At 68.0% G+C, this 25,431-nt stretch carries 16 protein-coding genes; 6 read left to right on the forward strand and 10 right to left on the reverse strand.

The genetic code is table 11. The features are described 5' to 3' along the window. Positions 1-3 precede the first annotated feature (3 nt). The 4 genes from M2351_RS15100 to M2351_RS15115 form a co-directional block, all read right to left on the reverse strand. Complete coding sequence (locus M2351_RS15100; RefSeq protein ID WP_264656938.1) at positions 4-1,059, reverse strand: sugar phosphate isomerase/epimerase family protein; 1,056 nt, start codon at positions 1,057-1,059, stop codon at positions 4-6. A gap of 215 nt (positions 1,060-1,274) precedes the next feature. After that, entirely contained in the window at positions 1,275-2,228 is a 954-nt protein-coding gene (locus M2351_RS15105) for a substrate-binding domain-containing protein (RefSeq protein WP_264656939.1), read from the reverse strand. A 26-nt stretch (positions 2,229-2,254) separates the two neighbouring features. Continuing rightward, positions 2,255-3,271, reverse strand: a complete 1,017-nt coding sequence (locus M2351_RS15110) for an ABC transporter permease (protein ID WP_264656940.1) — start codon at positions 3,269-3,271, stop codon at positions 2,255-2,257. Further along, the gene (locus M2351_RS15115; RefSeq protein ID WP_264656941.1) at positions 3,249-4,781 is read right to left on the reverse strand and encodes a sugar ABC transporter ATP-binding protein; all 1,533 of its coding nucleotides are present in this window, start codon (positions 4,779-4,781) and stop codon (positions 3,249-3,251) included. The genes M2351_RS15110 and M2351_RS15115 overlap by 23 nt, the downstream gene beginning before the upstream one ends. Before the next feature lie 198 nt (positions 4,782-4,979). Here M2351_RS15115 and M2351_RS15120 point away from each other — a divergent pair, with 198 nt between their 5' ends. Continuing rightward, on the forward strand, positions 4,980-6,158 hold the full coding sequence (locus M2351_RS15120; RefSeq protein WP_264656942.1) for an ROK family transcriptional regulator: 1,179 nt from the start codon (positions 4,980-4,982) through the stop codon (positions 6,156-6,158). Here M2351_RS15120 and M2351_RS15125 read toward each other — a convergent pair. The 5 genes from M2351_RS15125 to M2351_RS15145 form a co-directional block, all read right to left on the reverse strand. Continuing rightward, the gene (locus tag M2351_RS15125; RefSeq protein ID WP_264656943.1) at positions 6,155-6,835 is read right to left on the reverse strand and encodes a GDSL-type esterase/lipase family protein; all 681 of its coding nucleotides are present in this window, start codon (positions 6,833-6,835) and stop codon (positions 6,155-6,157) included. The genes M2351_RS15120 and M2351_RS15125 overlap by 4 nt on opposite strands. 32 nt (positions 6,836-6,867) lie before the next feature. Next, positions 6,868-8,091 (reverse strand): papain-like cysteine peptidase, encoded by a 1,224-nt coding sequence (locus M2351_RS15130; protein ID WP_264656944.1) that lies wholly within the window; start codon positions 8,089-8,091, stop codon positions 6,868-6,870. Between the two features lie 250 nt (positions 8,092-8,341). Next, on the reverse strand, positions 8,342-10,519 hold the full coding sequence (locus M2351_RS15135) for a response regulator (protein ID WP_264656945.1): 2,178 nt from the start codon (positions 10,517-10,519) through the stop codon (positions 8,342-8,344). A gap of 7 nt (positions 10,520-10,526) precedes the next feature. After that, positions 10,527-16,364 carry a HAMP domain-containing protein gene (locus M2351_RS15140; RefSeq protein WP_264656946.1) on the reverse strand — a complete coding sequence of 1,946 codons (5,838 nt, stop codon included), beginning with the start codon at positions 16,362-16,364 and terminating at the stop codon, positions 10,527-10,529. A 159-nt stretch (positions 16,365-16,523) separates the two neighbouring features. Further along, positions 16,524-16,886 carry a response regulator gene (locus M2351_RS15145; RefSeq protein ID WP_264656947.1) on the reverse strand — a complete coding sequence of 121 codons (363 nt, stop codon included), beginning with the start codon at positions 16,884-16,886 and terminating at the stop codon, positions 16,524-16,526. A gap of 594 nt (positions 16,887-17,480) precedes the next feature. On the opposite strand from M2351_RS15145, the gene M2351_RS15150 reads away from it, so the two are divergent. From M2351_RS15150 to M2351_RS15170, 5 genes are all read left to right on the forward strand, one after another. After that, positions 17,481-18,785 carry a pentapeptide repeat-containing protein gene (locus M2351_RS15150; RefSeq protein WP_264656948.1) on the forward strand — a complete coding sequence of 435 codons (1,305 nt, stop codon included), beginning with the start codon at positions 17,481-17,483 and terminating at the stop codon, positions 18,783-18,785. Between the two features lie 129 nt (positions 18,786-18,914). Then, entirely contained in the window at positions 18,915-19,937 is a 1,023-nt protein-coding gene (locus tag M2351_RS15155; RefSeq protein WP_264657485.1) for an amino acid ABC transporter substrate-binding protein, read from the forward strand. A 266-nt stretch (positions 19,938-20,203) separates the two neighbouring features. Further along, a complete protein-coding gene (locus tag M2351_RS15160) occupies positions 20,204-21,394 on the forward strand; it encodes an amino acid ABC transporter permease (protein ID WP_264656949.1) in 1,191 nt (396 codons plus the stop codon). Next, complete coding sequence (locus tag M2351_RS15165) at positions 21,391-22,797, forward strand: amino acid ABC transporter permease (RefSeq protein WP_264656950.1); 1,407 nt, start codon at positions 21,391-21,393, stop codon at positions 22,795-22,797. The genes M2351_RS15160 and M2351_RS15165 overlap by 4 nt, the downstream gene beginning before the upstream one ends. 119 nt (positions 22,798-22,916) lie before the next feature. Continuing rightward, positions 22,917-23,288 (forward strand): c-type cytochrome, encoded by a 372-nt coding sequence (locus M2351_RS15170; RefSeq protein WP_264656951.1) that lies wholly within the window; start codon positions 22,917-22,919, stop codon positions 23,286-23,288. Between the two features lie 88 nt (positions 23,289-23,376). Here M2351_RS15170 and M2351_RS15175 read toward each other — a convergent pair whose 3' ends face one another. Further along, entirely contained in the window at positions 23,377-25,371 is a 1,995-nt protein-coding gene (locus tag M2351_RS15175) for a methyl-accepting chemotaxis protein (protein ID WP_264656952.1), read from the reverse strand. Positions 25,372-25,431: the final 60 nt, after the last annotated feature.

Below are 25,431 nucleotides of genomic sequence, written 5' to 3' on the forward strand. Positions count from 1 at the left end.
CCCTCAGCCGATGCCGAGCATGCGGCGGTTGGCCTCCAGGTCGGTCCCGGTGCCGGCGAAGTCGTCGAAGGCCTTTTCGGTGGTGCGGATGATGTGCGCCTCGATGAAGCGCGCGCCTTCGGCGGCGCCCTGCTCCGGGTGCTTCAGGCAGCATTCCCACTCCAGCACCGCCCAGCCGTCGAAGCCGTACTGGGTCAGCTTGGAGAAGATGCCGCCGAAATCGACCTGCCCGTCGCCCAGCGAGCGGAAGCGGCCCGCGCGGTCGACCCAGGGCTGGTAGCCGGAATAGACGCCCTGGCGTGGGGACGGGTTGAACTCCGCGTCCTTGACGTGGAACATCCGAATGCGCGGGTGGTAGACGTCGATGAAGCCCAGATAGTCGAGCTGCTGAAGCACGAAGTGGCTGGGGTCGTAGAGGATGTTGCAGCGCGGGTGGTTGCCGACGCGCTCCAGGAACATTTCAAAGGTCGCGCCGTCGAACAGGTCTTCGCCGGGGTGGATTTCATAGCAGACGTCGACGCCGACGTTGTCGAAGGCGTCCAGGATCGGGCGCCAGCGCTTGGCGAGTTCGTCGAAGGCCGTCTCGATCAGCCCGGCCGGGCGCTGCGGCCAGGGGTAGATGTAAGGCCAGGCGAGCGCGCCGGAGAAGGTGACGTGCGCGGTCAGGCCGAGGTTCGCGGAGGCCTTCGCGGCCAGCATCAGCTGGTTGACCGCCCATTCCTGCCGTGCCTTCGGGTTCCCGCGCACCTGGGTTGCCGCGAAGCCGTCGAAGGCCTCGTCGTAGGCCGGGTGCACGGCGACGAGCTGGCCTTGCAGGTGGGTGGACAGTTCGGTGACCTGCACGCCGGCGTCGGCCAGCACACCCTTCACCTCGTCGCAGTAGGTCTTGCTCTCCGCGGCCTTGGCGAGGTCGAACAGGCGCCCGTCCCAAGAGGGGATCTGCACGCCCTTGAAGCCCAGTCCGGCGGCCCACTTGCCGATGGCGGACAGGCTGTTGAAGGGGGCCTCGTCCCCGGCGAACTGGGCCAGGAAGATCGCCGGGCCTTTGATGGTTTTCATGGCCTATTCCTCCCTTGTTCTTGTCCCCTCTCCCCCTGGGGAGAGGGTTAGGGTGAGGGGGTTGCGCTTTTGCCGGACATACCGAAAAGCGAGACCCCCTCACCCTCCCGCTCTCAGCGGACCCATAGGGTCCGCCTGCCGCGTCAGCGCAAGCTTCGCTTGCGCGAGAGCTTCGCGGGTCCCTCCCTCTCCCCAGGGGGGAGAGGGGGAAAGCACTAGAACGGCGAGTCGGGGTAGTAGTATTTCGACGCGTTCTCCGGGGTCACCAAAGTCGCCTCGATGATGTATTCCTTCTTGATCGGCGCCTTTTCCACCAGATGCTTGGCAGTGATCTCCATCGCCTCGGCGATCATGGCGGGCGGGTACAGGACGTCGGCGGGGACGAGCGGGTCCTTGTCCATGACGCGCTTGATCATGTCCTTCATGCCGGCACCGCCGAGGATGAACATCTCCTTCTCGCGGCCGGCCTGCTTCACCGCCTCGATCACGCCGAGCGCGATGTCGTCGTCCTGCGCCCAGACGGCGTCGATCTTCGGGAAGCGCGACAGGAAGTCCTGCATCACCTTGTAGCCGTCGTCGCGGTTCCAGTTGGCGTACTGCATGCCCAGCACCTTGATCTGGGTGCCCTTGATCTCCTCCTGGAAGGCGTCGACGCGCTGGTTGTCGATCACGGTGGGGATGCCGCGCAGCACCACGATGTCGCCCTTGCCGCCCAGTTTCTGCTTCATGAACTGGGCGGAGACCTTGCCCATCTCCGGATTGTTGCCGGCGACGTACAAGTCCTGGATGGACGGGTCGGTCAGGCCGCGGTCGACCACTGTCACGAACTTGCCGGCCTGCTTCACCGCGCGGACCGGGTCGGTCATGGGGGCGGATTCGAAGGGCAGGATCACCAGCGCGTCGATGTTGCGGACGGAGACGAGGTCTTCCAGGTCGTTGGCCTGCCGGCCCACGTCGCGGGCGGTGACCAGCACCACCTCCAGGTTCGGGTACTGCTTCTCCAGCTTCGCCTTGGCCTGCTGGGCGTGCCAGTTCAGGCCGCCGGCCCAGCCGTGCGTCGCGGCGGGGATGGAGACGCCCATTTTGATCTTCTGCTGCGCCCAGCCGTTGACCGGCGCCATCAGCACACCGGCGACCAGCGCCGCCGCCAAACCCAGTGTGAGCTTCATCGCCTGTGTTCCTCCCTTTGATGTTATCAGCGCTTGGACGCGGTTCCCCGTTGCAGGAGCACCGCGACGATGATGATGGCGCCCTGGATCGCGCCGTTGAGGTAGACGCTGATCGCCCCGGTCAGGTTGAGGATGTTGTCGATCAGCGTCAGCATGACGGCACCCACCACCGTGCCCCAGATGCGCCCGTGCCCACCCTTCAGCATGGTGCCGCCGATGATCACCGCGGCGATGGCCTCCAGCTCCCACAGCACGCCGGTGGTGGCCGAGGCGGAGCCCAGCCGCGGCACGTAGAGGATCACGGCGATGGCCACGCACAGCCCCTGCAGCACGAAGGCGAGCAGCCGCACCCGGTCCACGTCGATGGCGGAATAGCGCGCCACCTCGTCGTTGGAGCCGATGGCCGCGCAATAGCGGCCGAAGCGCGTGCGGTAGAGGATGACCGCGCCGATCAGCGCGACCGCGGCGAAGACCAGCACGGGCGTCGGGATGCCGAACAGCCCGCCGTAATAGACCGGCCGGTAGACCGCCCGCATGCCGGAATTCAGCGACAGCGTGCCGCCGTCGGCGAGGTAGGTGACCAGCGAGCGGAAGATGCCCATGGTGCCGAGCGTGACGATGAAGGCCTCGATCCGCCCCTTGGTCACCAGCAGCCCGTTGACCAGCCCCGCCACGAGCCCCAGGCCCACCGCGGCCAGCATGCCGACCAGCACCACGGGCCAGCCCGCGCCCATCCCGGCGCCCATTGGTCCGACCAGCGCGTTCATCACCACGATCATCACGCCGGCCGTGAAGGCGGCGAGCGAGCCGACCGACAGGTCGATGCCGCCGGTGGTTATGACGAAGGTGGCGCCCACCGCGATGATGCCGGTGAAGGCGGTGCGGGTCAGTACGTTGGCGAGGTTCGCCGGGCTGAGAAAGACCGGGTTGACCAGCGTGCCCAGCACGATCAGCCCGGCCAGCGCCAGGAACGGCCCCCACAGTTTCAGGTCGAAGCCGGCGGACGGCTTGCGCGCCAACTCAGGCATGGAGGACTGGGTCATGGGGTATCCCTTTCATGCCTTTCAGGCCCGTGGCGTAGCGGACGATCTCGGCCTCGGTGATGTCCTCGCCGGACAGCGTGCCGGTGACGGCGCCCGACCGCATGACGACGACGCGGTGCGACAGGCCGATGATTTCCGGCATCTCCGACGAGATCACGATGATGGAAGTCCCGCGCCGGGCGAGGTCGTGGAGGAAGCGGTAGATTTGCTGCTTCGTGCCGATGTCGATGCCGCGCGTCGGCTCGTCCACGATCAGGATTTGCGGGGCCACCTGCATGGTCTTGGCGAGCAACAGCTTCTGCTGGTTGCCGCCGCTGAGGCTGCCGACCAGCGCGTCCGGGCTCTTCACGCGGATGTCGAACTCCTCGATGGCGCGGTCGAGCGCGGTGGCCTCTTTCCGCTCGTCGATGAAGACGCGGCCGTAGCGATCCAGCGCCAGCAGGGTCAGGTTGGGGCGCAGGCCCTTGCCGACCAGCAGGCCCTTGCCCTTGCGGTCCTCCGTCAGGTAGGCGATGCCGGCCTTCGCGGCGTCGGCGACGGTACGGACGCGCAAGGGCTGGCCGTCGCGGCGGAGGGTGCCAGCGCTTCGATGGCGCAGGCCCATCAGCCCCTCCATCAGTTCCGTCCGGCCGGCGCCGACCAGGCCGGCGAAGCCCAGGATCTCGCCCCGGCGCAGCTGGAAGGAGGCGTCGCGCACCCAGCCGGGGACGGACAGACCCTCCACCGCCAGCACCACCGGCGCGTCGGGCGCGGGCGGCTGTTTCGTGGGGAACAGGTCGGACATGGGGCGGCCGACCATCAGCTGCGCGATGTCGTCGTGGCCGAGCAGCTCGGCCGGGTGCGTCCCGATGCGGCGGCCGTCGCGCAGCACGGTGATCCGATCCGCGATGGCCTTCACCTCGTCCAGCTTGTGCGAGATGTAGACGACGCCGACGCCCTGCGCGGTCAGGCGGCGGATCAGGCGGAACAGCACCTCCGTCTCCGCCCCCGTCAGCACGGCGGTCGGCTCGTCCATGATCAGGACGCGCACGGAGCGGGACACGGCCTTGGCGATCTCCACCATCTGCCGTTCGGAGACGGACAGGTCGCGAATGCGCGCGTCGGGATCGACCGCGCAGTTCAACTCCGCCAGTGCGGCGCGGGCGCGGTTGCGCATCGCCGGCTTGTCGAGAAACAGGCCGCGCCGGATTTCCCGGCCCAGCGAGATGTTCTCCTCCACCGTCAGGTGTTCGGCGAGGTTGAATTCCTGGTGGATCAGGACGATGCCCAGCGCCTCCGCCGGGCCGCTGCCGGAGAGATGGACCGGCTCGCCGTCCACGCGGATCGAGCCCGCGCTCGGCGGCTGGTAGCCGGCGAGGATCTTCATCAGCGTCGACTTGCCCGCGCCGTTCTCGCCCACAAGGGCGTGGACCTCGCCGGGGATGATGTTGAAATCCACCCCGAACAGGACCTGGACCGGCCCAAAGCTTTTCGCGACGCTGTCGGCTACCAACACGGGTTGGCTGCTCATGGCGCGTCTTCCGTCCCTGTGGGCGGCTCTTTGGTGGCGTCGCCGCCTTGGCCGCTTGAAGTTGCGGTCTTTTTGATAGACCGTCTAACTAAAGACACGCTACCCTAGGGTCCCGCGGGCCGTCAACACGGACTCATGGGAATAGGCTGTTTGAGGTAGAACCGCCGCCAGAGTGGGAAAAAGGGGGGGGAGGTGGGCATGTCGCCACGGGTGAACTCGGCCGCGATCCGGCGTCTCAACGTGATCCGGGTGTTCCACGCGCTGCGCGAGAACCCCAACGCCTCGCAGGCGGAGCTTGGCCGCCTGACGGGGCTGGACAAGGCGACCACTTCCGCGGTGGTGACGCAACTGCTCGACGACGGGTTGGTGGAGCGGACGGAGGGGCCGCGCGCCCGGCGCATCGGGCGGCCGGAAACGGCGCTGGCCATCGCGCCCTCGGCCGGGCTGCTGGTTGGCGCGCGGTTGGAGCCGCGGACGATCCGCATCGTCACCACCACGCTGGCCGGCACCGTGCTGGAGCATGTGCAGATCCCCGGCAGCACGGACATCGGCACGGCGGCGGACCTTCTGCACGAGGGGATCGACCGGGCCGTGGCGGCGAGCGGAGAGGGGTTGCCGGTGCGCGGCGTGGGCGTCGGCATCCCGGCGCTGATGGACCGGGAGGGGCGGCTGGTGCTGGCCCCGAACCTGGGCTGGCGGGACACGCCGATCCGCGCCCGGCTGGAGGCTGCGCTGGGCGCGCCCGTCTACATCGACAACGACACCAAGGCGGCGGCTATGGCGGAGCGTCTGTTCGGCGTGTGCCGCGACGTGGAGGACTTCGTCTACCTGACCGGCCATTCCGGCGTCGGCGGCGGGCTGTTCCTGGGCGGGCGACTCTACCGCGGGGCCCAGGGCTTTGCGGGGGAGGTCGGGCATGTCACGGTGGTGCCGGATGGCCGCCCCTGCGGCTGCGGCAAGCGCGGCTGCCTGGAAACCTACGTGTCGGAATCCGCCATCCTCGCCCAGGCGGCGGAGCGGGGACGGGACCTGCCGGACCTCGGCGCCGTCACCGCGGCGGCGCGGGACGGCGACGCGGTGGTGATCGCCCTGCTGGACGAGGTGGGGGAACGGCTGGGCATCGCCCTATCGCACATGGTCAACCTGATGAACCCGGCGCTGGCGGTTTTGGGCGGCAACCTGTCCGTGGCCGCGGACGTCTTCCTGCCGGCGCTGAACCGGGCGCTGGAGCGCCACGCGCTGGAGCCGCTGCGGCGCGACCTGCGGCTGGTGGTCTCGCCGCTGGGGCCGGACGCCGTGCCGATGGGCGGCATCGCGCTGGCGATGGAGGGCTTCCTGTCGGCCCCGATGCCGGTGGAGGAGTTGTTGCGCCGTTAGGAGCAGGGCTGCTGCTGCTGGGCGGTCCGGATGGCGTCGGTCACCAGCTCGTAGCCGGTGCGGGTCAGGTGGACGGAGTCCTTATAGAGGTCGCAGGGGCCGGTCGTGGGGCAGCGCTCCCGAAGGGGGGCCGAAGCATCGATGACGCGCACGCGGGGCGAGGCCATGGTGCGCAGGCGATCGTTGATCGCCCGGATCCTGGTGGCGTAGGCGCTGCCGCCGTCGCGGCGGGGCAGCAGGGCGACCACCGTGACGCAAGCCCGCGGGGCGTCAGCGTGGATGGTGGACAGGATGTCGCCGATGGTGTCGGTGATGGCGTCGGGGGTGCGCTTGGTCAAGTCGTTGGTGCCGACCAGCAGCAGAGCGGAGCGGAGCGCCATGCCGGGGGCGAAAGCGTTCCGCACGCGCCAGAGAAGGTTGGCCGTCGTGTCGCCACCAGCCCCGAAATTCACCGGCTCGGCGTCGAACAGCGTTGCTGAGAGATCCTTTGGCCAGCCCGCGACGAGGGAATCGCCCATCAGGATCGCCGCCGGGTTCCGCTGCCGCAGCGTGCCGATCAGCGTGCTCATCCAGTCGGGATAAGGCGGCTGGCTCCGCGGCTCGACCGGCACGTCGGTGGGGTCGGCAAGGGCGGGGGCGGCGGGAAGCGCCGCGAGGCAAGCGCCGAGCAGGAGCACGACTGCCCGTGTTCGGTGTCGGATGCGGCGGGTCACGCCGCCACCGCGCGGGCCGCCACCACGTCCAGCGTGGGTGTCGGCCGGTCTGGGTGAAGGCCCAGCGGTGTCAGGTCGACGACCGCCCGCTCTCCGTTTTGCAGCGCGCGGGCCGCGTTCACCGTGATGGTGATGGTCAGGGGCTGGCCGCCGACGGGGCAGAGCAGGGCGATCTCCCCGACCCGGCCGGGCTGGGCCACAAGCTCCTCCTCCGCGACCAGCGCGCCGTCCTCCGTGTGGATTTGAACGGAAAGGCGCAGGGGAACGGAATCGGACACCGGACAGCGGGCGCTGGCCGAGAGCTGGAACGGTCCCGGAGGGTACACGCCGGTCCAGCGCAGGGCGTTGCCCGGTCGGTCCGGGTTCGGCCCGTGGAGACGGAAGTTGGCGCCGTACAGGCGGCACCACTGGTTTCCGTTCAGCAGCCGGGCCATTCCGGCGCGCAGATCGCCCATGATGGGCTTGTTCAAGTCCTGCGTTGCGTCGATCGGGAAACCGAGCGGAATGCCCCCGTCCGCGGTCTCCACATGGAGGTCGGCGAGGCGCCGGGACCAGTCCGGGCAGGGGTACAGGTGCCGAGCGCCGTCCATGACGCGGCTCCAGGCATCGGCGTCCACGTCGTCCGCCTTGTGGTAGGCGGCAAAGCGCGAGACGTAGCCGCGCAGCCGTTGCGGCCCGCGCCGTTCCACCGTGCCGATCCGCGCTGGATCGTCGGTCGCCTGCACCTCCAGCAGGGCGAAGTCCGTGTGCCCGGCCAGCGCGGTCAGCTCGTCGAGGATGCCGTCCACCGTCTCCGGCGCTATCCCGCTGTTCGACTTGAGGACGTAGACCACCCCGCCGAGCCGCAGGCGGGCGGTGAACTTGGACAGCAGGTATTGCAGCTTGCGCACCTCCTTGCGGTGCAGCTTGCGCCGCGTGGCCTCATCGTCCCGGTATTGGAGCCGCCCGCCGGCGACCTCCGACTTCAGGTCCGTGTGCCAGCCGATGCCGTAGGGGGCGTCCTGCACCATGTTGGTGCGCAGCGGGGCTAGGTTCTCGAACCGGTAGAAATCGGCGAAACCCGCCCGCAACAGGCCGAGCAGCTGGTCCGGCTTCATCGCCGCCCAGCGGAACAGGCTGCCCGCCTCGCAGGCGTGGCGGCGCAGGACGAACCCGAACTCGCAGTTGTCGCCAAGGCTTTCGAACCGGAGCAGGTCGGAAGAGGTGAATGAAGAAGTCACGGACATCCCCCGTTGCGGCCACGCCGACAGGGTAAGTCGGAACCGCCGGATCGGGCGCACCGTCACGGGCGGGTCGCGGTTTTATCACCGGGAAGTGCAGGGACTCTGCGGGGAAACAAAAGCGATTTTCATGATGAAGTAACCCTCTCCCCTCTGGGGAGAGGGGAGGGTGAGGGGCCCCGCTACTTTGGTACGTCCGGCAAATGCACAACCCCCTCACCCTAACCCTCTCCCCGGAGGGGAGAGGGGATCACTTCGCCTCTGCGCAGGCGGGCGTCGCTCCCAGCGCGACGCGAATGGCGCGGGCGAGGTCGCGGTCGCGGTAAGGTTTGATCAGGATTTCCGCACCCGGCCCGGCGGTGCCGACACCGCCCGCGACGCCGTGCGCGTAGCCCGACGCGTAGAGCACCTTCAGGTCGGGGTAGCGCCGCATGGCCTCCTGGGCCAGTTCCAGGCCGTTCATGCCGCCGGGCATGACGATGTCGGTGAACAGCAAATCCACGCGCGGGTTGCCGGCCAGGACCGCCAGCGCCGTCGGGCCGTTCTCCGCCTCCAGGACGTTGTAGCCGAGTTCCTGGAGGGTCAGCACGGCGACGTGGCGCACGGCGTGGTCGTCGTCGACGACCAGCACCAACTCGCCCTGGCCGGGCATCGGCGTGGCTTCGGCCTCCGCCGCGTCGGGGTCGCGGCTGGCCGCGGGGTCGGCGTCGGGCGCGCAGGGCAGGTAGAGGTGGAAGGTGGTGCCGCAGTCCGGCGCGCTCTCCACCTTGATGATGCCGCCGGACTGCTTCACGAAGCCGTGGATCATGCTGAGGCCGAGACCGGTGCCCTTGCCAACGTCCTTGGTTGTGAAGAAGGGTTCGAAGGCGCGTTCCAGCACGTCGGCCGGCATGCCGCAGCCGGTGTCGGCCACGGTCAGCCGGACATAGTGGCCGGGATGCAGGTCGAGCCCCGCCTCCTGCCCGTCCTCGCCGACCGTGACGGTCGTGGTCGCGATGGTCAGGCGGCCGTTGCCGGCCATGGCGTCGCGCGCGTTGATGACGAGGTTCAGCAGGGCCGATTCCGCCTGGGTCCGGTCGACCAGCGCGGGGCACTGCGGCGGGGCGGTCTCGATCACCACCTGGATGTTGGGGCCGAGCGTGCGCTCCATCAGCTCGCCCATGTTGCGCACCAGCGCGTCCATGTCCACGCTTTCGGGGTGGAGCTGCTGGCGTCGCGCGAAGGCGAGCAGCCGGCGCGTCAGGTCGGAGCAGCGCAACGCCGCCTGCAAGGCCATGTCCACGCGCCGCGCCGCCTTGGGGTCGTCCGGCACCATGCGGGCCAGCCGCTCCAGGCTGCCGATGACCACGGTCAGCATGTTGTTGAAGTCGTGGGCGATGCCGCCGGTCAGCTGGCCGATGGTCTCCATCTTCTGGACGTGGGCGAGCTGCTGCTGCATCTCGCGGGTGTCGGTGACGTCCAGGATGGTGCCGCACAGCTCCTGCGGCGCGCCGTCGTCGTCGCGCAGGACGACCGCCTGGTCGAGCAGGATGCGGTACTTGTCGTCGGCGCCGCGCCAGCGGTATTCGACCGTGGCGACGCCGGTTTCCAGCGCCGTCGCGAACTGGGCCAGCGCCCGCTCCCGGTCGTCGGGATGCAGGCGGGATTCCCAGAACCCGCCCTCTTTCAGGAAGCGTTCGGCCGGAAAGCCGAACAGGTCCTGCGTGTTTTCCGTCACGTAGCGGAAGGGCGTGCCCCTCCCGATCCCGGCGGTGTAGAGCAGGATCGGCAGGGAACGGGCGATCAGCGCCTGCCGCTCCTCCGAGCGGCGGAGCGCCTGTTCGGCCTCCATCTTCTCCGTGCGGACGCGGAAATTCTCGGCCAGCAGCCGTTCGCGCACGGCGGCCTGGCGCTTCACCTCCTCCGTCTTGCGGTACAGCTCGACGAAGACGGAGACCTTGCTGCGCAGGATCACCGGATCGACCGGCTTGAACATATAGTCCACAGCCCCCGCGGAATAGCCGCGGAAGATGTGCATCTCGTCCTTGTTGATCGCGGTCAGAAACAGGATCGGGATGTGGCGGGACTTCTGGCGGTTGCGGATCAGCTCCGCCGTCTCGTAGCCGTCCATGCCCGGCATGTGGACGTCCATCAGGATCGCCGCGAAGTCCTGGTCCAGCACGCGTTTCAACGCCTCCTCGCCGGACTTGGCGAGCACCACCGTGGCGCCGAGTTCGGACAGGGTCTCGCGCATCGCCAGAAGGTTCCGGCTGTCGTCGTCGACGACCAGGATGCGCACTTCCAGCGGCGGCAGGGAGTCCGCGACGCTCCGCATCGCGTCGGCGGCGATCCTCGCGGCCGCCGTCGGGGCTCCCATGGCGGCGCCCGTAGCGGTGCCTATGGCGGTCATTGGCCGGTTCATTGCGCCGTTGCCCAGGTTGGACGGCATCGGAGGGTCACTCCCGGCTGAGGCGTGGCATCACCGGCGCGCCGCCCGACCCCCGCTGGAGGCCCGTCCAGACGCGCAGGAGCGACAGCAGGTGGTCGATGTCCACCGGCTTTGCAAGGTAATCGGTGGCGCCGGCCTCGATGCACTTCTCGCGGTCGCCCTTCATCGCCTTGGCGGTGACGGCGATCACGGGCAGGCCGCGCCCTTGGTCGGTCGTCCGGATTTCACGGATGGTCTGATAGCCGTCCATCTTCGGCATCATGATGTCGACGAGCACCACGTTGACGTCGGGGTTCTGCTTCAGCAAGTCCAGCCCTTCCTGGCCGCTTTCGGCGTGGAGGACGGCCATGTCGTGCGCTTCCAGCACGCTGGCGAGCGAGAAGATGTTGCGGAAGTCGTCGTCGACGATTAGCACCTTCTTGCCGTTCAGCGCCGGGTCGCGTTGTCGTATCTGGGCGAGCGCGCTGCGCTTTTCCTCCGGCAGGCGGTCCACCGCGCGGTGCAGGAACAGCGCCGTCTCGTCCAGCAAGCTGCCGGCGGAGCGGACGCTGCGCAGCACCACCGATTCCGCCAGCCGGCGCAGCCGCGACTCGTCTTCCGGCGCGATGGTCTCGGAGACGTAGACGACGACCGGCATCCAGGCGGTGGTGTCGCGGGTGCGCAAGGATTCGATCAGCTCGAAGTCCGCCGGCTGCGGGATGGAGAGGTCGAGCACCATGCAGTCGAACCGTTCCTCCGCCAGCGCGGCGCGCGCCGCGTCGGTCGAGGTGACCGTGCGGGATTCGATGTCGCCGTTGCCGAGCAGGTTGGCGATGCCGCCCGTCTCCGCGTTGGTTTCCTTCTCCACGATCAGCAGCTTGCGGTGGTGGCGCTCCACGAAGCCCTTGACCTTGGCGAGAGCGGCGAAGATCGCCTCGCGATCGGCCGGCTTCTCCGTGTAGTCGAAGGCGCCCATGGCGAGGCCGCGGCGCCGCTCCTCCTTGGCGGAGATGACGTGCACGGGGATGTGGCGGGTCTGCGGGTCGCGCTTCAGCAGGTCGAGCAGGGCCCAGCCGTCCATGTCCGGCAGGCCGATGTCGAGCAGGACCGCGTCGGGGTGGAACTTGCGGGCCATCGGCATGGCCGGGCCGCCGGCGTAGGAGACGATGGCCTTGAAGCCCTTCTCGCGCGTCAGGTCGACCAGGATGGAGGCGAACTTCACGTCGTCCTCGATCACCAGCACCACCGGGTCGCCCGGCCGGATGCGCTCCCGGTCGTCGAGCGAGGGGTGGAGCTGCAGCAGCGCCAGCCCTTCCTCCGACCCGGAGGCGACGATCGGGCGCGTCGGCGACGGGATGGCGGCGGGTTTCGGCGCCGGCTCCTGGTGGCTGGCGAGGTCGAAGTTCAGCGGCACGTAGAGCGTGAAGGTGCTGCCCTTGCCGGGGGCGCTTTGCACCCGGATCTCGCCGCCCAGCAGGCGCGCGATCTCACGGCTGATCGACAGGCCGAGGCCGGTGCCGCCGTACTTGCGGCTGGTCGTGCCGTCGGCCTGCTGGAACGCCTCGAAGATGATGCGCTGCTTGCCCTCCGGGATGCCGATGCCGGTGTCGGTGACGATGAAGGCCAGCACCTGGTCGGCCGCGTTCAGCACGGGGTGGCCGCTGCTCCAGCCCTCCGACACGGGGCTGACGCGGAAGGTGACCCCGCCCACCTCGGTGAACTTGAAGGCGTTGGACAGCAGATTGTTCAGCACCTGCTCCAGCCGCTTCTCGTCCGTCTGGATGGTGACGGGCAGGGCCTTGTCCATGTCGATGGTGAAGCGCAGGCGCTTCTCCTCGGCCAGCTGGGTGAAGGTACGCTCCACATGGCCGCGCAGGTCGCTCAGCACCACCTCGCCGATCTCCAGCGTGACCGTGCCGGATTCGATCTTCGACAGGTCCAGGATGTCGTTGATCAGGTTCAGCAGGTCCGAACCGGCGGCGTGGATCGTCCGCGCGAACTCCACCTGCTTGTCGCTGAGGTTGTGGTCGGCGTTGTCCGACAGCAGCTTCGACAGGATCAGCAGGCTGTTCAGCGGGGTGCGCAGCTCGTGGCTCATGTTGGCGAGGAACTGCGACTTGTACTTGGAGGTCAGCGACAGCTGCTCCGCCTTTTCCTCCAGCGCGGCCTTGGCGAGCACGACCTCGCGGTTCTTGCGCTCCACCTCGACGTTCTGGCTTTCCAACTGCTGCGCCTTCTCCTCCAGCGCTTCGTTGGTCTGGCGCAGCTTCTCCTGCTGAGCCTTCAGCAGTTCCTCCGACTGGCGGAGCGAGGCGGCCTGCTGCTCCAGCCGCTCGTTGGTGGTCTTCAGCTCCTCCTGCTGGCTTTGCAGCTCGGTCGTCAGGCGCTGCGACTGCTTCAGCAGGCCTTCCGTGCGCATATTGGCCGCGATGGTGTTCAGCACGATGCCGATGCTCTCGGTCAGCTGCTCCAGGAAGGACTGATGCGTCTCGCTGAAGCGGTTGAAGGAGGCGAGTTCGAGGACGGCCGCCACCTCGTTCTCGAACAGCACCGGCAGGACGATGATGTTGAGCGGCGGTGCCTCGCCGAGGCCGGAGCTGATGTTGACGTAGTCCTTCGGCACGTTGGTCAGCAGGATGCGCTTCTTCTCGTAGGCGCACTGGCCGACCAGGCCCTGCTTCAGCGCGAAGCGGTTGCCGAGGTTCTTGCGCTCCTTCAGCGCGTAGCTGGCGACGAGGTCGAGGACGGTGTCGTCGTTGTCGCGCGTGGTGACGTAGAAGACGCCGTGCTGGGCGTTCACCAGCGGCGCGATCTCCGACAGGATCAGGTTGGAGACGGTGACCAGGTCGCGTTCGCCCTGCAGCATGCGGGTGAACTTGGCGAGGTTCGTCTTCAGCCAATCCTGCTCCGCGTTCTTCAGCGTCGTGTCGCGAAGATTGCGGATCATCTCGTTGATGTTGTCCTTCAGCGCCGCGACCTCGCCCGACGCCTCCACGGCGATGGACCGGGTCAGGTCGCCCTTGGTCACCGCGGTCGCCACCTCCGCGATGGCGCGGACCTGGGTGGTCAGGTTCGCGGCCAGCTGGTTCACGTTGTCGGTCAGGTCGCCCCAGACGCCGGTGGCGCCGGGCACCTTGGCCTGCCCGCCCAGCTTGCCTTCGATGCCCACCTCGCGGGCCACGTTGGTGACCTGGTCGGCGAAGATCGCCAGCGTCTCGATCACGCCGTTGATGGTGTCGGCCAGCGCCGCGATCTCGCCCTTGGCATCCACGGTCAGCTTGCGCTTCAGGTTGCCCTGGGCGACCGCCGTCACGACCTCCGCGATGCCGCGCACTTGGTTGGTCAGGTTGGTCGCCATCATGTTGACGTTGTCGGTCAGGTCCTTCCAGGTGCCGCCGACGCCTTCCACGCGGGCCTGGCCGCCCAGCTTGCCGTCGCTGCCCACCTCGCGCGCCACGCGCGTCACTTCCGAGGCGAAGCTGTTCAGCTGGTCCACCATCGTGTTGATGGTGTCCTTCAGCTCCAGGATCTCGCCCTTCACGTCGACGGTGATCTTCTTCGACAGGTCGCCCTTTGCGACCGCCGTGGTGACCTCCGCGATGTTGCGGACCTGCCCGGTCAGGTTGGCGGCCATCATGTTGACGTTGTCGGTCAGGTCCTTCCAGGTGCCGCCCACACCCTTCACCTGCGCCTGTCCGCCCAGCTTGCCCTCGGTGCCCACCTCGCGGGCCACGCGGGTCACTTCCGAGGCGAAGCTGTTGAGCTGGTCCACCATGGTGTTGATGGTGGATTTCAGCTCCAGGATCTCGCCCTTCACGTCGACGGTGATCTTCTTCGACAGGTCGCCGTTCGCCACGGCGGTCGTCACGTCGGCGATGTTTCGCACTTGGTTGGTCAGGTTGCCGGTCAGCAGGTTCACGCTGTCCGTCAGATCCTTCCAGGTGCCGGCGACGCCCTTCACCTGCGCCTGTCCGCCCAGCTTGCCTTCCGAACCCACCTCGCGCGCGACGCGCGTCACCTCGCTGGCGAAGCTGTTGAGCTGGTCCACCATGGTGTTGATGGTGTCCTTCAGCTCCAGAATCTCGCCGCGGACGTCCACGGTGATCTTCTTGGACAGGTCGCCGTTCGCCACCGCGGTCGTGACCTCCGCGATGTTGCGGACCTGACCGGTCAGGTTGGTCGCCATCGCGTTCACGTTGTCGGTCAGGTCCTTCCAGGTGCCGGCCACACCCTTCACCTGCGCCTGTCCGCCCAGCTTGCCTTCCGAACCCACTTCACGGGCGACGCGCGTGACTTCCGAGGCGAAGCTGTTGAGCTGGTCCACCATCGTGTTGATGGTGTTCTTCAGCTCCAAAATCTCGCCCTTCACATCGACGGTGATCTTTTTCGACAGGTCGCCGTTGGCGACCGCGGTCGTCACGTCGGCGATGTTACGCACCTGATTGGTCAGGTTGCCGGTCAGCAGGTTGACGTTGTCGGTCAGGTCCTTCCAGGTGCCGGCCACGCCTTCCACGCGGGCCTGGCCGCCCAAGCGGCCTTCCGTGCCCACTTCACGCGCGACGCGGGTCACCTCGCTGGCGAAGCTGTTGAGCTGGTCCACCATCGTGTTGAGGGTGTTCTTCAGCTCCAGGATTTCGCCCTTCACATCGACGGTGATCTTCTTCGACAGGTCGCCCTTCGCGACGGCCGTCGCAACCTCGGCGATGTTTCGGACTTGGTTGGTCAGGTTGCCGGTCAGCAGGTTGACGTTGTCGGTCAGGTCCTTCCAGGTGCCGCCGACGCCTTCCACCTGCGCCTGTCCGCCCAGCTTGCCCTCGGTGCCCACCTCTCGGGCGACGCGGGTCACCTCGCTGGCGAAGCTGTTCAGCTGGTCCACCATCGTGTTGAGGGTGTTCTTCAGCTCCAGGATTTCGCCCTTCACATCGACGGTGATCTTCTTCGACAGATCACCCTTCGCCACGCTGGTGGCGACTTCCGCGATGTTTCGGACCTGGTTGGTCAGGTTGCCGGTCAGCAGGTTGACGTTGTCGGTCAGGTCCTTCCAGGTGCCGGCCACGCCCTTCACGACCGCCTGGCCGCCGAGCTTGCCCTCAGATCCCACCTCGCGGGCGACGCGGGTCACCTCGCTGGCGAAGCTGTTCAGCTGGTCCACCATGGTGTTGATCGTGGATTTCAGCTCCAGGATCTCGCCGCGGACGTCGACGGTGATCTTCTTGGACAGGTCGCCGTTCGCCACCGCCGTCGTCACGTCGGCGATGTTGCGGACCTGGGCCGTCAGGTTGGCGGCCATCATGTTGACGTTGTCGGTCAGGTCCTTCCAGGTGCCGCCGACGCCCTTCACCTGGGCTTGGCCGCCCAGCTTGCCCTCGATGCCGACCTCGCGGGCGACGCGCGTCAGCTCCGTCGTCACGGAGACGAGCTGCTCGACCATCGTGTTGACGTTCTTGGCCGTGCGCAGGAACTCGCCCTGGAGGGGCCGCCCCTCGATCTCCAGCGGCATGGACTTGGACAGGTCGCCCTTGGCGACCGCGCCGATGACGCGTGCCATTTCCTGCGTCGGCTGGGTCAGGTCGGTGACCAGCGTGTTGACGCTGTCCACGCAGGTGCCCCAGCTGCCCGACGCGGTGGCCAAGCGGGCGCGCTGGCTGACCTTGCCCTCCTTGCCGATGGCGACGCTGAGCCGCCCGACCTCGTTGACGAGCGACTCGTTCATCTCCACGACGTCGTTGAACGCCGCGGCGATCTCGCCATCCAACCCTTGCAGTTCCAGCGGCAGCCGCACGGAGAAATCCCCCTTGCGGAACTGCCGGAGGGCTCGGAGGAGGATCTGCGGGGTAAGCTGGTCGTGAGAGGCGGTCATCGACATGGTGCGATCAACCCTGTCCGTCTGATGGTCGTGTCCATGCGCAAACAATGGCTATGCGCAAAAGCGAGGGGCCGCGCCGGGACGACGCGACCGCTGGACGTGTTCAATGATGGCGGCGGTGCGGGTCCGCGCGGCGGCGCCCGGCTGGGATGGCTGTTCTCAAGATCCGGCGAAGACGCGCTCCAGCACGCTTTTCAGCTGGTCCGCGTCGTAGGGCTTCTGCAGGAAGCCGTGCGGCTGGACCGTTCCGGCGCGCTTCAGCAACTCCGGGTCGCTGGCCCCCGACATGAAGACGCTGCCGACGGAGAAGCGGTCGCGCAGCGCGCGGGCCGTCTCGATCCCGTCCTGCGCACCCGCGAGCCCGATGTCGACCAGGGCCAGGGACGGCCGCTCCCGCTCCGCGATGGCCAGCGCCTCCGCCCCTGAGGCGGCGACGCCGCAGACCTCATACTCCATGTCCTCCAGCACGTCGGTGAGGTACATGGCGACGATGGATTCATCCTCCACCACGAGAACGCGCACCGGTGCCGAACCACTGGTGGCCGGGCCGCTTGTGGCCTGACCACTTGTGGATGGTGCCCCTTCCGATCCTATGTCCATCCCAGCCTCCGCGGGTTTGCTGAGCGGGTAGGTCATGCCTCTTCCCTTTTTTTGTTTTGCTGGCTGCGCCGCAGGATTGCGATCCTTTCGGACGGGCGGACATTCCATGCCACCCGGCATACTGCGGTGCGGCAAAAGACGCGCGGAACCAAGCGCAACTCCTGCCAAGCATACCGGCAGGACTAGCACGACGGGTCGGGTCGGATAAGGGAAAAAAGGTCAAATACCTCCAATGGGTTATGCCTATTTACGAGGTATGCTTACGAAAGTGTGGCTGATGGCCGTAGCGCGATTTTGCAGCGCCGAATCGGCGGAATCCACCGCGATTCCGACGTGCGGCCTATGAGCATGGGGGTGCGATCAATTCCCCTTTAGAGGCATGCGCGGGTCCCGGTTTCGATTGCCACCAACGGACGACATAGCCGCTGAGCAAATCCAGCCATGCACGATTCGGTTGTTAAAAATTTTAGCGGAATTAATACAATGCTGTAACATAATGCGGCGGCACCAAGTCCGATGAGTGGAACAGCGCAGGCTCATGGCGTGGCGATGATGAACGGTCAGGGCGGCGACGAAGCGGCGGACCTGGAAGTGCTGGCGCAGGCCATCCGCGCGCACGCCCTGTACCTGGCGGCGCGCCCCAATGGCATGCGCCTTCAGATGAAGTCCGCGGACCTGACCGGCTACGACCTGTCGGGGCTGGTTCTGTCGGATGCCGTGCTGACCGGGACGAACTTCCGGCGCAGCGTGCTGAAGCGCTGCAACCTGGACGGCGCCGACCTGTTCGGCGCCTGTTTCGTTTCGGCGGACTTGCGCGGCACCTCGCTGGTCGGTGCCGACATGCGCGGCGCCAACTTCACCAAGGCCTGCCTGCGCAACACGGTGTTCGAGCGCGCGGATCTGCGCCCAGGCCAGCTCGTGCTGTGGAAGAACCGCCGCACACCCGGCCGGAAGCCGGACGCGGGCTCCACCAGCCTGGTCGCGGCGAACTTCCGCGACGCGGACCTGACCGGCGCCAACCTGTCGCGCGCGAACCTGGAGGGGGCGGACTTCAGCAACGCGGCGCTGTTCGGGGCCAACCTCAGCGGCGCCGACCTGCGCGGGGCCGATTTCGCCGGGGCCCGGCTGAAGGGCGCGATCCTGAACAACGCGACGGTTGCCGGAACCTCCTTCCAAGGCGCCGACCTGCGCGGGGCGGAGTTGCGCAACGTCGCCATGGACAGCGCCGACTGGAAGGACGCCCGCCTTCAGGAGGCCATCTACCACCGCGCCGACGCGGCCCTGCCGCCGCAGATCCGGGCGGGGCTGGACGGGCACGTGCTGTGGATCAACAGCAACGGCAGGGAGGGCCGGCGCTTCGACGTTTCGGACGGCGCCTTCGCCGGCACCGACTTCGACGGCTGCGACCTGAGCGGGGCGATCTTCCGCAACTGCGACTTCACCGGCGCCACCTTCCGCGACAGCAAATTGCAGATCGCGCAGTTCCCCGGCTGCCGCATGCGCGAGACGAGCTTCGAGAACGCCAACCTGTCGGGGTCCAGCTTCGAGGGTTGCGACTTGCAGCGGGCCCGCCTGCGCAACGCGGTGCTGCGCGCCATCGAACTGCTGTCGCCGGAAGGGGTGCCGACCGGCCGGATGTGGCCGACCAACCTGAAGGGCGCCAATTTGGCGGACAGCGATTTCCGCGGCGCCGACCTGCGCGGCGCGCGGCTGGCCGGCGCCGAGTTGGCGGGCTGCAACCTGTCCGGGGCCGATCTGCGCGACGCCGACCTCGACCAGGCGAGCACCGGCGGCACGACGCTGCTGCACAGCCGGTTGTAGCGGAGGCGGCTGGGTCGATGCCGGCGCCCATGATTGCCAGCGTATCGGATTTCACACTTGTGGACGGTGGTGCCCGCTTTTTAAGCTGAGGCGTTGCCTTCTACTTATGTGTGGAGATTCTTCGTGACGATTCGTCTTGCCGTTGTGTCCGCTGCCTTGTCCGTGGCGGTGGCCGCGGGAGCGTCCTCCGTCGCCCAGGCGGGCGTCCTCGACACCGTGAAGCAGCGCGGCAGCGTGGTCTGCGGCGTCAGCGGCAAGGTGCCGGGCTTCTCGGCCCCGGACGCGCAGGGCGTCTGGTCGGGCATGGACGTGGACTATTGCCGGGCCGTTGCGGCGGCCGTGTTCAACGACGCCAGCAAGGTCACCTTCCGCCCGGTGACCACGACGGAGCGCTTCACCGCGCTGCAGACCGGCGAGATCGACGTGCTGGCCCGCAACACGACCTGGAGCTTCACCCGCGACGCCAACCTGGGCATCGAATTCGTCGGCGCCAACTTCTACGACGGCCAGGGCTTCATGGTCAGCAAGCAGCTGGGCGTGAAGAGCGCCAAGGAGCTGAACGGCGCCAGCATCTGCATCCAGACCGGCACGACAGCGGAGCAGAACATCGCCGACTTCTTCGCCGCCAACAAGCTGACCTTCAAGCAGGTGGTGTTCGAGTCCTCTGACGAGGCGGCGAAGCTGTACGACACCGGCCGCTGCGACGTGTACACCACCGACACCTCGGGCCTCGCCGCCCGCCGCACCACCCTGTCGAAGCCGGCCGACCACGTCATCCTGCCTGAGGTGATCTCCAAGGAGCCGCTGGGTCCGTCGGTGCGCGCCGGCGATCCGCAGTGGGCCAACATCGCCAAGTGGGCGCTGTTCGCGCAGATCGACGCGGAGGAGTTGGGGGTGACCTCGGCCAACGTGGACGAGATGCGCCAGTCCAAGAACCCGGACATCCGCCGCCTGCTGGGCAGCGACGAGGCGCTGGGCAACGAGCGCTGGGGCCTGGACCGCGATTGGGCCTATCGCATCGTCAAGCTGGTCGGCAACTACGGCGAGGTGTTCGAGCGCAACGTCGGCGCCAAGACCCCGCTGGCGCTGGACCGCGGCATCAACCAACTGTGGACCAAGGGCGGCCTGATGTACGCCCCGCCGGTGCGCTGAGTCAGTTGTAGCAAAAGCCCCTCTCCCCTTGCGGGAGAGGGTCAGGGTGAGGGGGCGGCCGGAGGCCGGAGAGGTCCCGCGCGGACAGCGGATTCACCACAGAGACACAAAGACACAGAGAATTATTTGAAGAAGCTTCCTTCTTTGCCGGTGACCCAGTCGGTCTTCGGAAATCTCTGTGTCTTTGTGTCTCTGTGGTGAATCATCTGCACGGCGTAACCTCTCCACCCTTCAGCCGCGCATTTGAACATCACGGACACACAAGCATGACGAACGACCGCAGCGTGCCGGAGGGGCCGCCGCGTGGGCCGGCCTGGACGGCGGCCCGGATCCGCGGGCTGGCGATCCAGGGCGCGATCCTGGCGGCCCTGGTCGGGCTGCTGGCCTGGGGGGTCGGCAACGCGATCCACAACCTGAACAAGGCGGGGATCGCGGCGGGCTTCCATTTCCTCGGCAACCGGGCGGGGTTCGACATCAACTTCCGCCTGATTGACTACAGCCCGGCAGCGACCTACGGGCGGGCCTTCGTCGTGGGCGTGCTGAACACGCTGACCGTGTCGGCGCTGGGCATCGTCGCGGCGACCGCGCTGGGCTTCGCGCTGGGCATCGGGCGGCTGTCGCGCAACTGGCTGGTGTCGCGCACGGCGGCGACGGTGATCGAGACCGTGCGCAACCTGCCGCTGCTGCTGCAACTGCTGTTCTGGTACACGGCCGTCCTGGCGCCGCTGCCGCGCCCGCGCAACGCCATTTCGCTGGGCGGCCTGGCTTTCCTCAGCAACCGCGGCCTGACCGTGCCGGGGCCGGTCAGCGATGGGCCTGTCTGGATGGTCTGGGCGGCGCTGGGGCTGGGACTTGCCGCGGCGGCCGCGATCGGGATTTGGTCGCGGCGCCGGCGCATCCAGACGGGGCAGCGTTTTCCGGCGGGCTGGGTCGGGCTGGCGCTGATTGTGCTGCCGCCGCTGGCGGTGCTGGGCTCCGGCACCGTTCCGCTGTCCTGGGATATCCCGGTGCTGAAGGGCTTCAATTTCGACGGCGGCCTGACGCTGGTGCCGGAACTGATTGCGCTGTGGCTGGCGCTGACGCTCTATTCCGGCGCCTTCATCGGCGAGACGGTGCGGGCCGGCATCCTGTCGGTTCCCAAGGGGCAGGTGGAGGCCGCGCAGGCGATGGGCCTGACGCCCGGGGCGGTGCTGCGGCTGGTGGTGGTGCCGCAGGCCATGCGCGTCATCATCCCGCCGATGACGACGCAGCACCTGACGCTGCTGAAGAACTCCTCGCTCGCCGTGGTGATCGGCTTTCCGGACCTTGTGGCCGTCTTCTCCGGCACCACGCTGAACCAGACCGGACAGGCGATCGAGACGATCGGCATGACCATGGCCGTCTATCTGGTGGTCAGCCTGGCGATTTCCTTCGGCATGAACCTCTACAACAGCAAGATGGCGATCGTCCGGCGATGAGCACCACTTTCGACGAGACCGCGGTGCTCGCGCCGCCGAAGCCGTCCCGCAGCCCGTGGCGCTGGGCGCGGGAGAACCTGTTCTTTTCCGCCTGGGGAACGTTGGCGACCCTGTCGCTCGCCCTGCTGCTGGCCTGGGCGCTGCCGCCACTGGTCAAATGGGCGCTGCTCGACGCGGTGTGGAGCGGCGCCACACGCGACGCCTGCCTGACGCCAGAGGGCACCGTGGGCGGCGGCGCCTGCTGGGTGTTCGTCAAGGTGCGCTTCGGGCAGCTGATGTACGGCTTTTACCCGCTGGAGCAGCGCTGGCGCGTCGATGCGGCGGCGCTGACCCTGGCGCTGGGGCTGGCCACGGTGCTGCCGCTGCGCGCGGCGACTCAGCGGGCGGCAGCCTTGGCGGGGGTGGTTATCGGGGGGCTGGGGGCCGGCTGGCTCGGCGGGCCGGCGCTTGGGGCGGTGGTGGCGCTGTTCCTGGCGGGGCCGCTGCTGCTGGCGCGCGACCTGTCGGCGTTGCGGCGCCTGCCGGCGGTGGCAAGGGTGCTGCTGGTGGTCGGCCTGTCCGTCCTGGCGGCGGGCGTGGGCGGGGTGGCCTTCGGCACGCCCAAGGCTTTCGGCTGGGTGACGCTGGTGCTGGCGGCCGGGCTGTTCGGTTGGCGCTTCGACAGCCTGCGGGCGGCGGGGCTCAATCTGCTCGGGCTGGTTTTCCCGGTGCTGGCGCAGGCGCTGCTGAGCGGCGGGGCCTATGGGCTGCCCTACGTCCCGACGGAGCAGTGGGGCGGGCTGTTCCTGACGTTGACCATCGCGCTGACCGGCATGGCGGCGTCGCTGCCGCTGGGCATCCTGCTGGCGCTCGGCCGGCGGTCGGCCCTGCCGGTGCTGCGGCTGACCTGCATCGGCTTCATCGAGTTCATCCGCGGCGTCCCGATGATCACGGTGCTGTTCCTCGCCTCGGTGATGCTGCCGCTGTTCCTGCCCGAGGGGGTGGGAGTGGACAAGCTGCTGCGCGCGCTGATCGGCGTGGCTCTGTTCTCCGCCGCCTACATGGCGGAGGTGGTGCGCGGCGGCCTCCAGGCGCTTGAACCCGGCCAGCGCGAGGCGGCGGAAAGCCTTGGGCTGGGCCGGGTCCAGACGATGGGGTTGGTCATTTTGCCGCAGGCCCTGCGCGTGGTTATTCCCGGCATCGTCAACACATTCATTGGCCTGCTAAAGGATACCTCGCTGGTCGCCGTGATCGGTCTGCTGGACCTGATCGGCATCATCAAGACGGCGACGTCCGATCCCAACTGGCTGGGCTTCGCGGCGGAGGGTTATACCTTCGTCGGGCTGGTCTTCTGGGTCCTTTGCTTCAGCATGGCACGGTACAGCCTGCGCCTGGAAAGGATCCTCCGGAACGGGGTAGCCTGACGGGTGTTCCAGTGCTAAACGCTACGTCCACGTCGGGCGGATCCAATTGGCCCGCCGGTCCGGCCTTCCGCGGCCGATCCGGTGGGCGATCATCGTGTTCGCTAATTGAGGAAACCAAGATGAAGCGCACTTTTGCCGTGTTGGCTCTCGGGTTGATCGCGTCGTTCCCCGGCATCGCTTCGGCGCAGGATGCCGCGGCCGGCGAGAAGGTGTTCAACCAGTGCAAGGCCTGCCACACCATCGAGGCCGGCGGCCCGAACCGCGTCGGCCCGAACCTGCACGGTGTCGTCGGCCGCAAGTCCGGCTCGCACGAGGGCTTCAACTACTCCGACGCGATGAAGAACGCCGGCATCACCTGGGACGAGGCCCAGCTCGACAAGTACCTGACGGACCCGAAGGGCGCCGTCCCGGGCAACAAGATGGCCTTCGCCGGTGTGAAGAACGAGCAGGCCCGCAAGGACCTGATCGCCTTCCTGAAGGGCAACAGCTGAGCGGCCTGACGGCTTCTCATCGCTGACGAGAGCGCACGAACGCCCACCGGCATCCGCCGGTGGGCGTTTTCCTTTTCAGAACGCCCGATCAGGCCGCTTGGTCGAGCAGCGGCGCCCCGGCGGTGAGGCGGCGGAATTCCGTCGCGAAGGCCGCCGCCACCTGCGGGGCGAGGTCGAACTTCACGTGCATGACGGTGCCGTCGCGCGACAGCACGGTGAAGGGCAGCGGCTGGCTGCAGCCCTGGATCGTGAGCGTCCCGCGGTTGCCGATCGCCGCCGGGTCGATCCCGTCGATGGTCGCCCCGCCTTCCGACAGGTCTTGCAGCCGGCCGTGCAGGTCCCCGACCGCAGACGCGACCGCGCAGGGGGCGGTGATCGCGAAACGCGGGCTGCGGCGGCGGTCCACCTCAGGCGTTGCGGTGCGCACGGCGCGGACGAGCATCTGGCGCAGGGTCTCGATGCTGCCCGCCACGTCGGAGGCGACCCGGCGCACCTCCGTGGCCCGGCTGCCGGTTTCCGCCGCTTCCTCAGACACCTGGGCGATGCGGACCGACACCTCCTGCGCCGCCGCGGCCGTCTGGCCGACGTTGCGGGAGATTTCCCGGGTCGCGGCGCCCTGCTGGTCCATGGCGGCGGCGATGCTGCCGGCGACGCCGTCGATCTCGGTGATGGTGTGGCCGATGTCCTTCACCGCGGACACGGCGGTCGCGGTCATGCTCTGCAGCTCGGCGATCTGGCGGGAGATCTCCTCCGCCGAGCGGGAGGTCTGCGTCGCGAGGTTCTTCACCTCGCCCGCCACGACGGCGAATCCCTTGCCGGCCTCGCCCGCCCGCGCCGCCTCGATGGTGGCGTTCAGCGCCAGCAGGTTGGTCTGGTTGGCAATGCCCTGGATGAAGGTCGCCACCTCGCCGATGTGGCCGATGGCGTCGGAGAGGGACACCACGACGTCCTCGGTCCGCCGGCCGCCTTCGACCGCGCGGCGCGAGATCTGGCTGGCGAAAGCCACCTGGTTGGAGATCTCCGCGATGGAGGCGGTGAGCTGGTCGGTGGCCGTCGCCACGGCCTGGGCGTTGCCCAGCGCCTGTTCGGCCGCCGCCGCGACGTTCTGGGAGTTGCCGGATACCGACTCGGCGGAGAAGGCCATGGCCTGGGCGTTCTCGTCCATCAGCGTCGACCGTTCGGCGACCTGGTCCACGGCGGTGCGGGTCTCCTGCTCCACGGTGCGGGCCATGGACTCCAGCGCCGCGATCTTGGCCTGCTCCGACTCCCGCCGTTCCCGCTCCTGCTCGTCGCGCAGGCGCTGGTTGTCCAGGCCCTTCTGACGGAAGATGGCCACCGCCTGTGCCATGGAGCCGATCTCGTCCTGCCGGTCGAGGCCGGGCACGACCGTCTCGTACCGGGCATCGGCGATCTGGAGCATGGCGGTCCGGATGCGGCCGAGCGTGAGGAACTGGCGGCGGACGACCAGGAGCATGATGGCGCCGACAGCCAGTGTGATCACGGCGGCCACCTTGAGCGTGTTGCTCACCAACTCGTCGACGACGCGCAGCGCGTCGCTTTTCTTGAGGCCCACGAACAGGACGCCGATCACCTCGCCGTTCTGGTCGGTCAGCGGGTCGTAGGCGGTGAAGTAGGCGTCGCCCAGGATGTTCGCCTCGCCGCGGAAGGGCTCGTGCTTTTCAAACAGGGCCGTGTAGACCGGGCCGCGCGCCAGGGTGGTGCCGACCGCGCGACTGCCGTCGGGGTTCCGGACGTTGGTCGCCACCCGTTTGTCGCCGTGGAAGATGGTCGCCACGCCGCCGGTCACGCTGCGGATCGAGTCGACCAGATCGTTCGCGCCATCGAGCTTGTAGTCGTCGATGTGAAGGGCGCCGTTCTTGACGTGGAACTCCGACCCCTTCTGGTCGAGGAGGAGGTGGAAGCTGGTGATCGCCTGCTCCCGCCGCTCCAGCGCTTCCTCGCCGATGCGGGTCTGCACGAGATAGACCGTGGCGAAGGTCAGGGCACCGGCAAGGATGACGAGGCCAAGCGTGCACAGAATGGTCAGCTTCGTTGCCAGACTCAGCGTGCGCAGGGCTCTCATCAGCCTGTCCTCCGTCCTGTTGCCGACGGACCGGGGACGCCCATCGTTCTTTGAGATGAT

It is taken from the genome of Azospirillum canadense (genome assembly GCF_025961225.1).
Lineage (GTDB): Bacteria > Pseudomonadota > Alphaproteobacteria > Azospirillales > Azospirillaceae > Azospirillum > Azospirillum canadense.

Coding starts and splice junctions, on each gene's coding strand:
- M2351_RS15100 (WP_264656938.1), bottom strand. CDS start 1,059: ATGAAAACCATCAAAGGCCCGGCGATCTTCCTGGCCCAGTTCGCCGGG.
- M2351_RS15105 (WP_264656939.1), bottom strand. CDS start 2,228: ATGAAGCTCACACTGGGTTTGGCGGCGGCGCTGGTCGCCGGTGTGCTG.
- M2351_RS15110 (WP_264656940.1), bottom strand. CDS start 3,271: ATGACCCAGTCCTCCATGCCTGAGTTGGCGCGCAAGCCGTCCGCCGGC.
- M2351_RS15115 (WP_264656941.1), bottom strand. CDS start 4,781: ATGAGCAGCCAACCCGTGTTGGTAGCCGACAGCGTCGCGAAAAGCTTT.
- M2351_RS15120 (WP_264656942.1), top strand. CDS start 4,980: ATGTCGCCACGGGTGAACTCGGCCGCGATCCGGCGTCTCAACGTGATC.
- M2351_RS15135 (WP_264656945.1), bottom strand. CDS start 10,519: ATGCCGTCCAACCTGGGCAACGGCGCAATGAACCGGCCAATGACCGCC.
- M2351_RS15140 (WP_264656946.1), bottom strand. CDS start 16,364: ATGTCGATGACCGCCTCTCACGACCAGCTTACCCCGCAGATCCTCCTC.
- M2351_RS15150 (WP_264656948.1), top strand. CDS start 17,481: ATGAGTGGAACAGCGCAGGCTCATGGCGTGGCGATGATGAACGGTCAG.
- M2351_RS15160 (WP_264656949.1), top strand. CDS start 20,204: ATGACGAACGACCGCAGCGTGCCGGAGGGGCCGCCGCGTGGGCCGGCC.
- M2351_RS15165 (WP_264656950.1), top strand. CDS start 21,391: ATGAGCACCACTTTCGACGAGACCGCGGTGCTCGCGCCGCCGAAGCCG.
- M2351_RS15170 (WP_264656951.1), top strand. CDS start 22,917: ATGAAGCGCACTTTTGCCGTGTTGGCTCTCGGGTTGATCGCGTCGTTC.
- M2351_RS15175 (WP_264656952.1), bottom strand. CDS start 25,371: ATGAGAGCCCTGCGCACGCTGAGTCTGGCAACGAAGCTGACCATTCTG.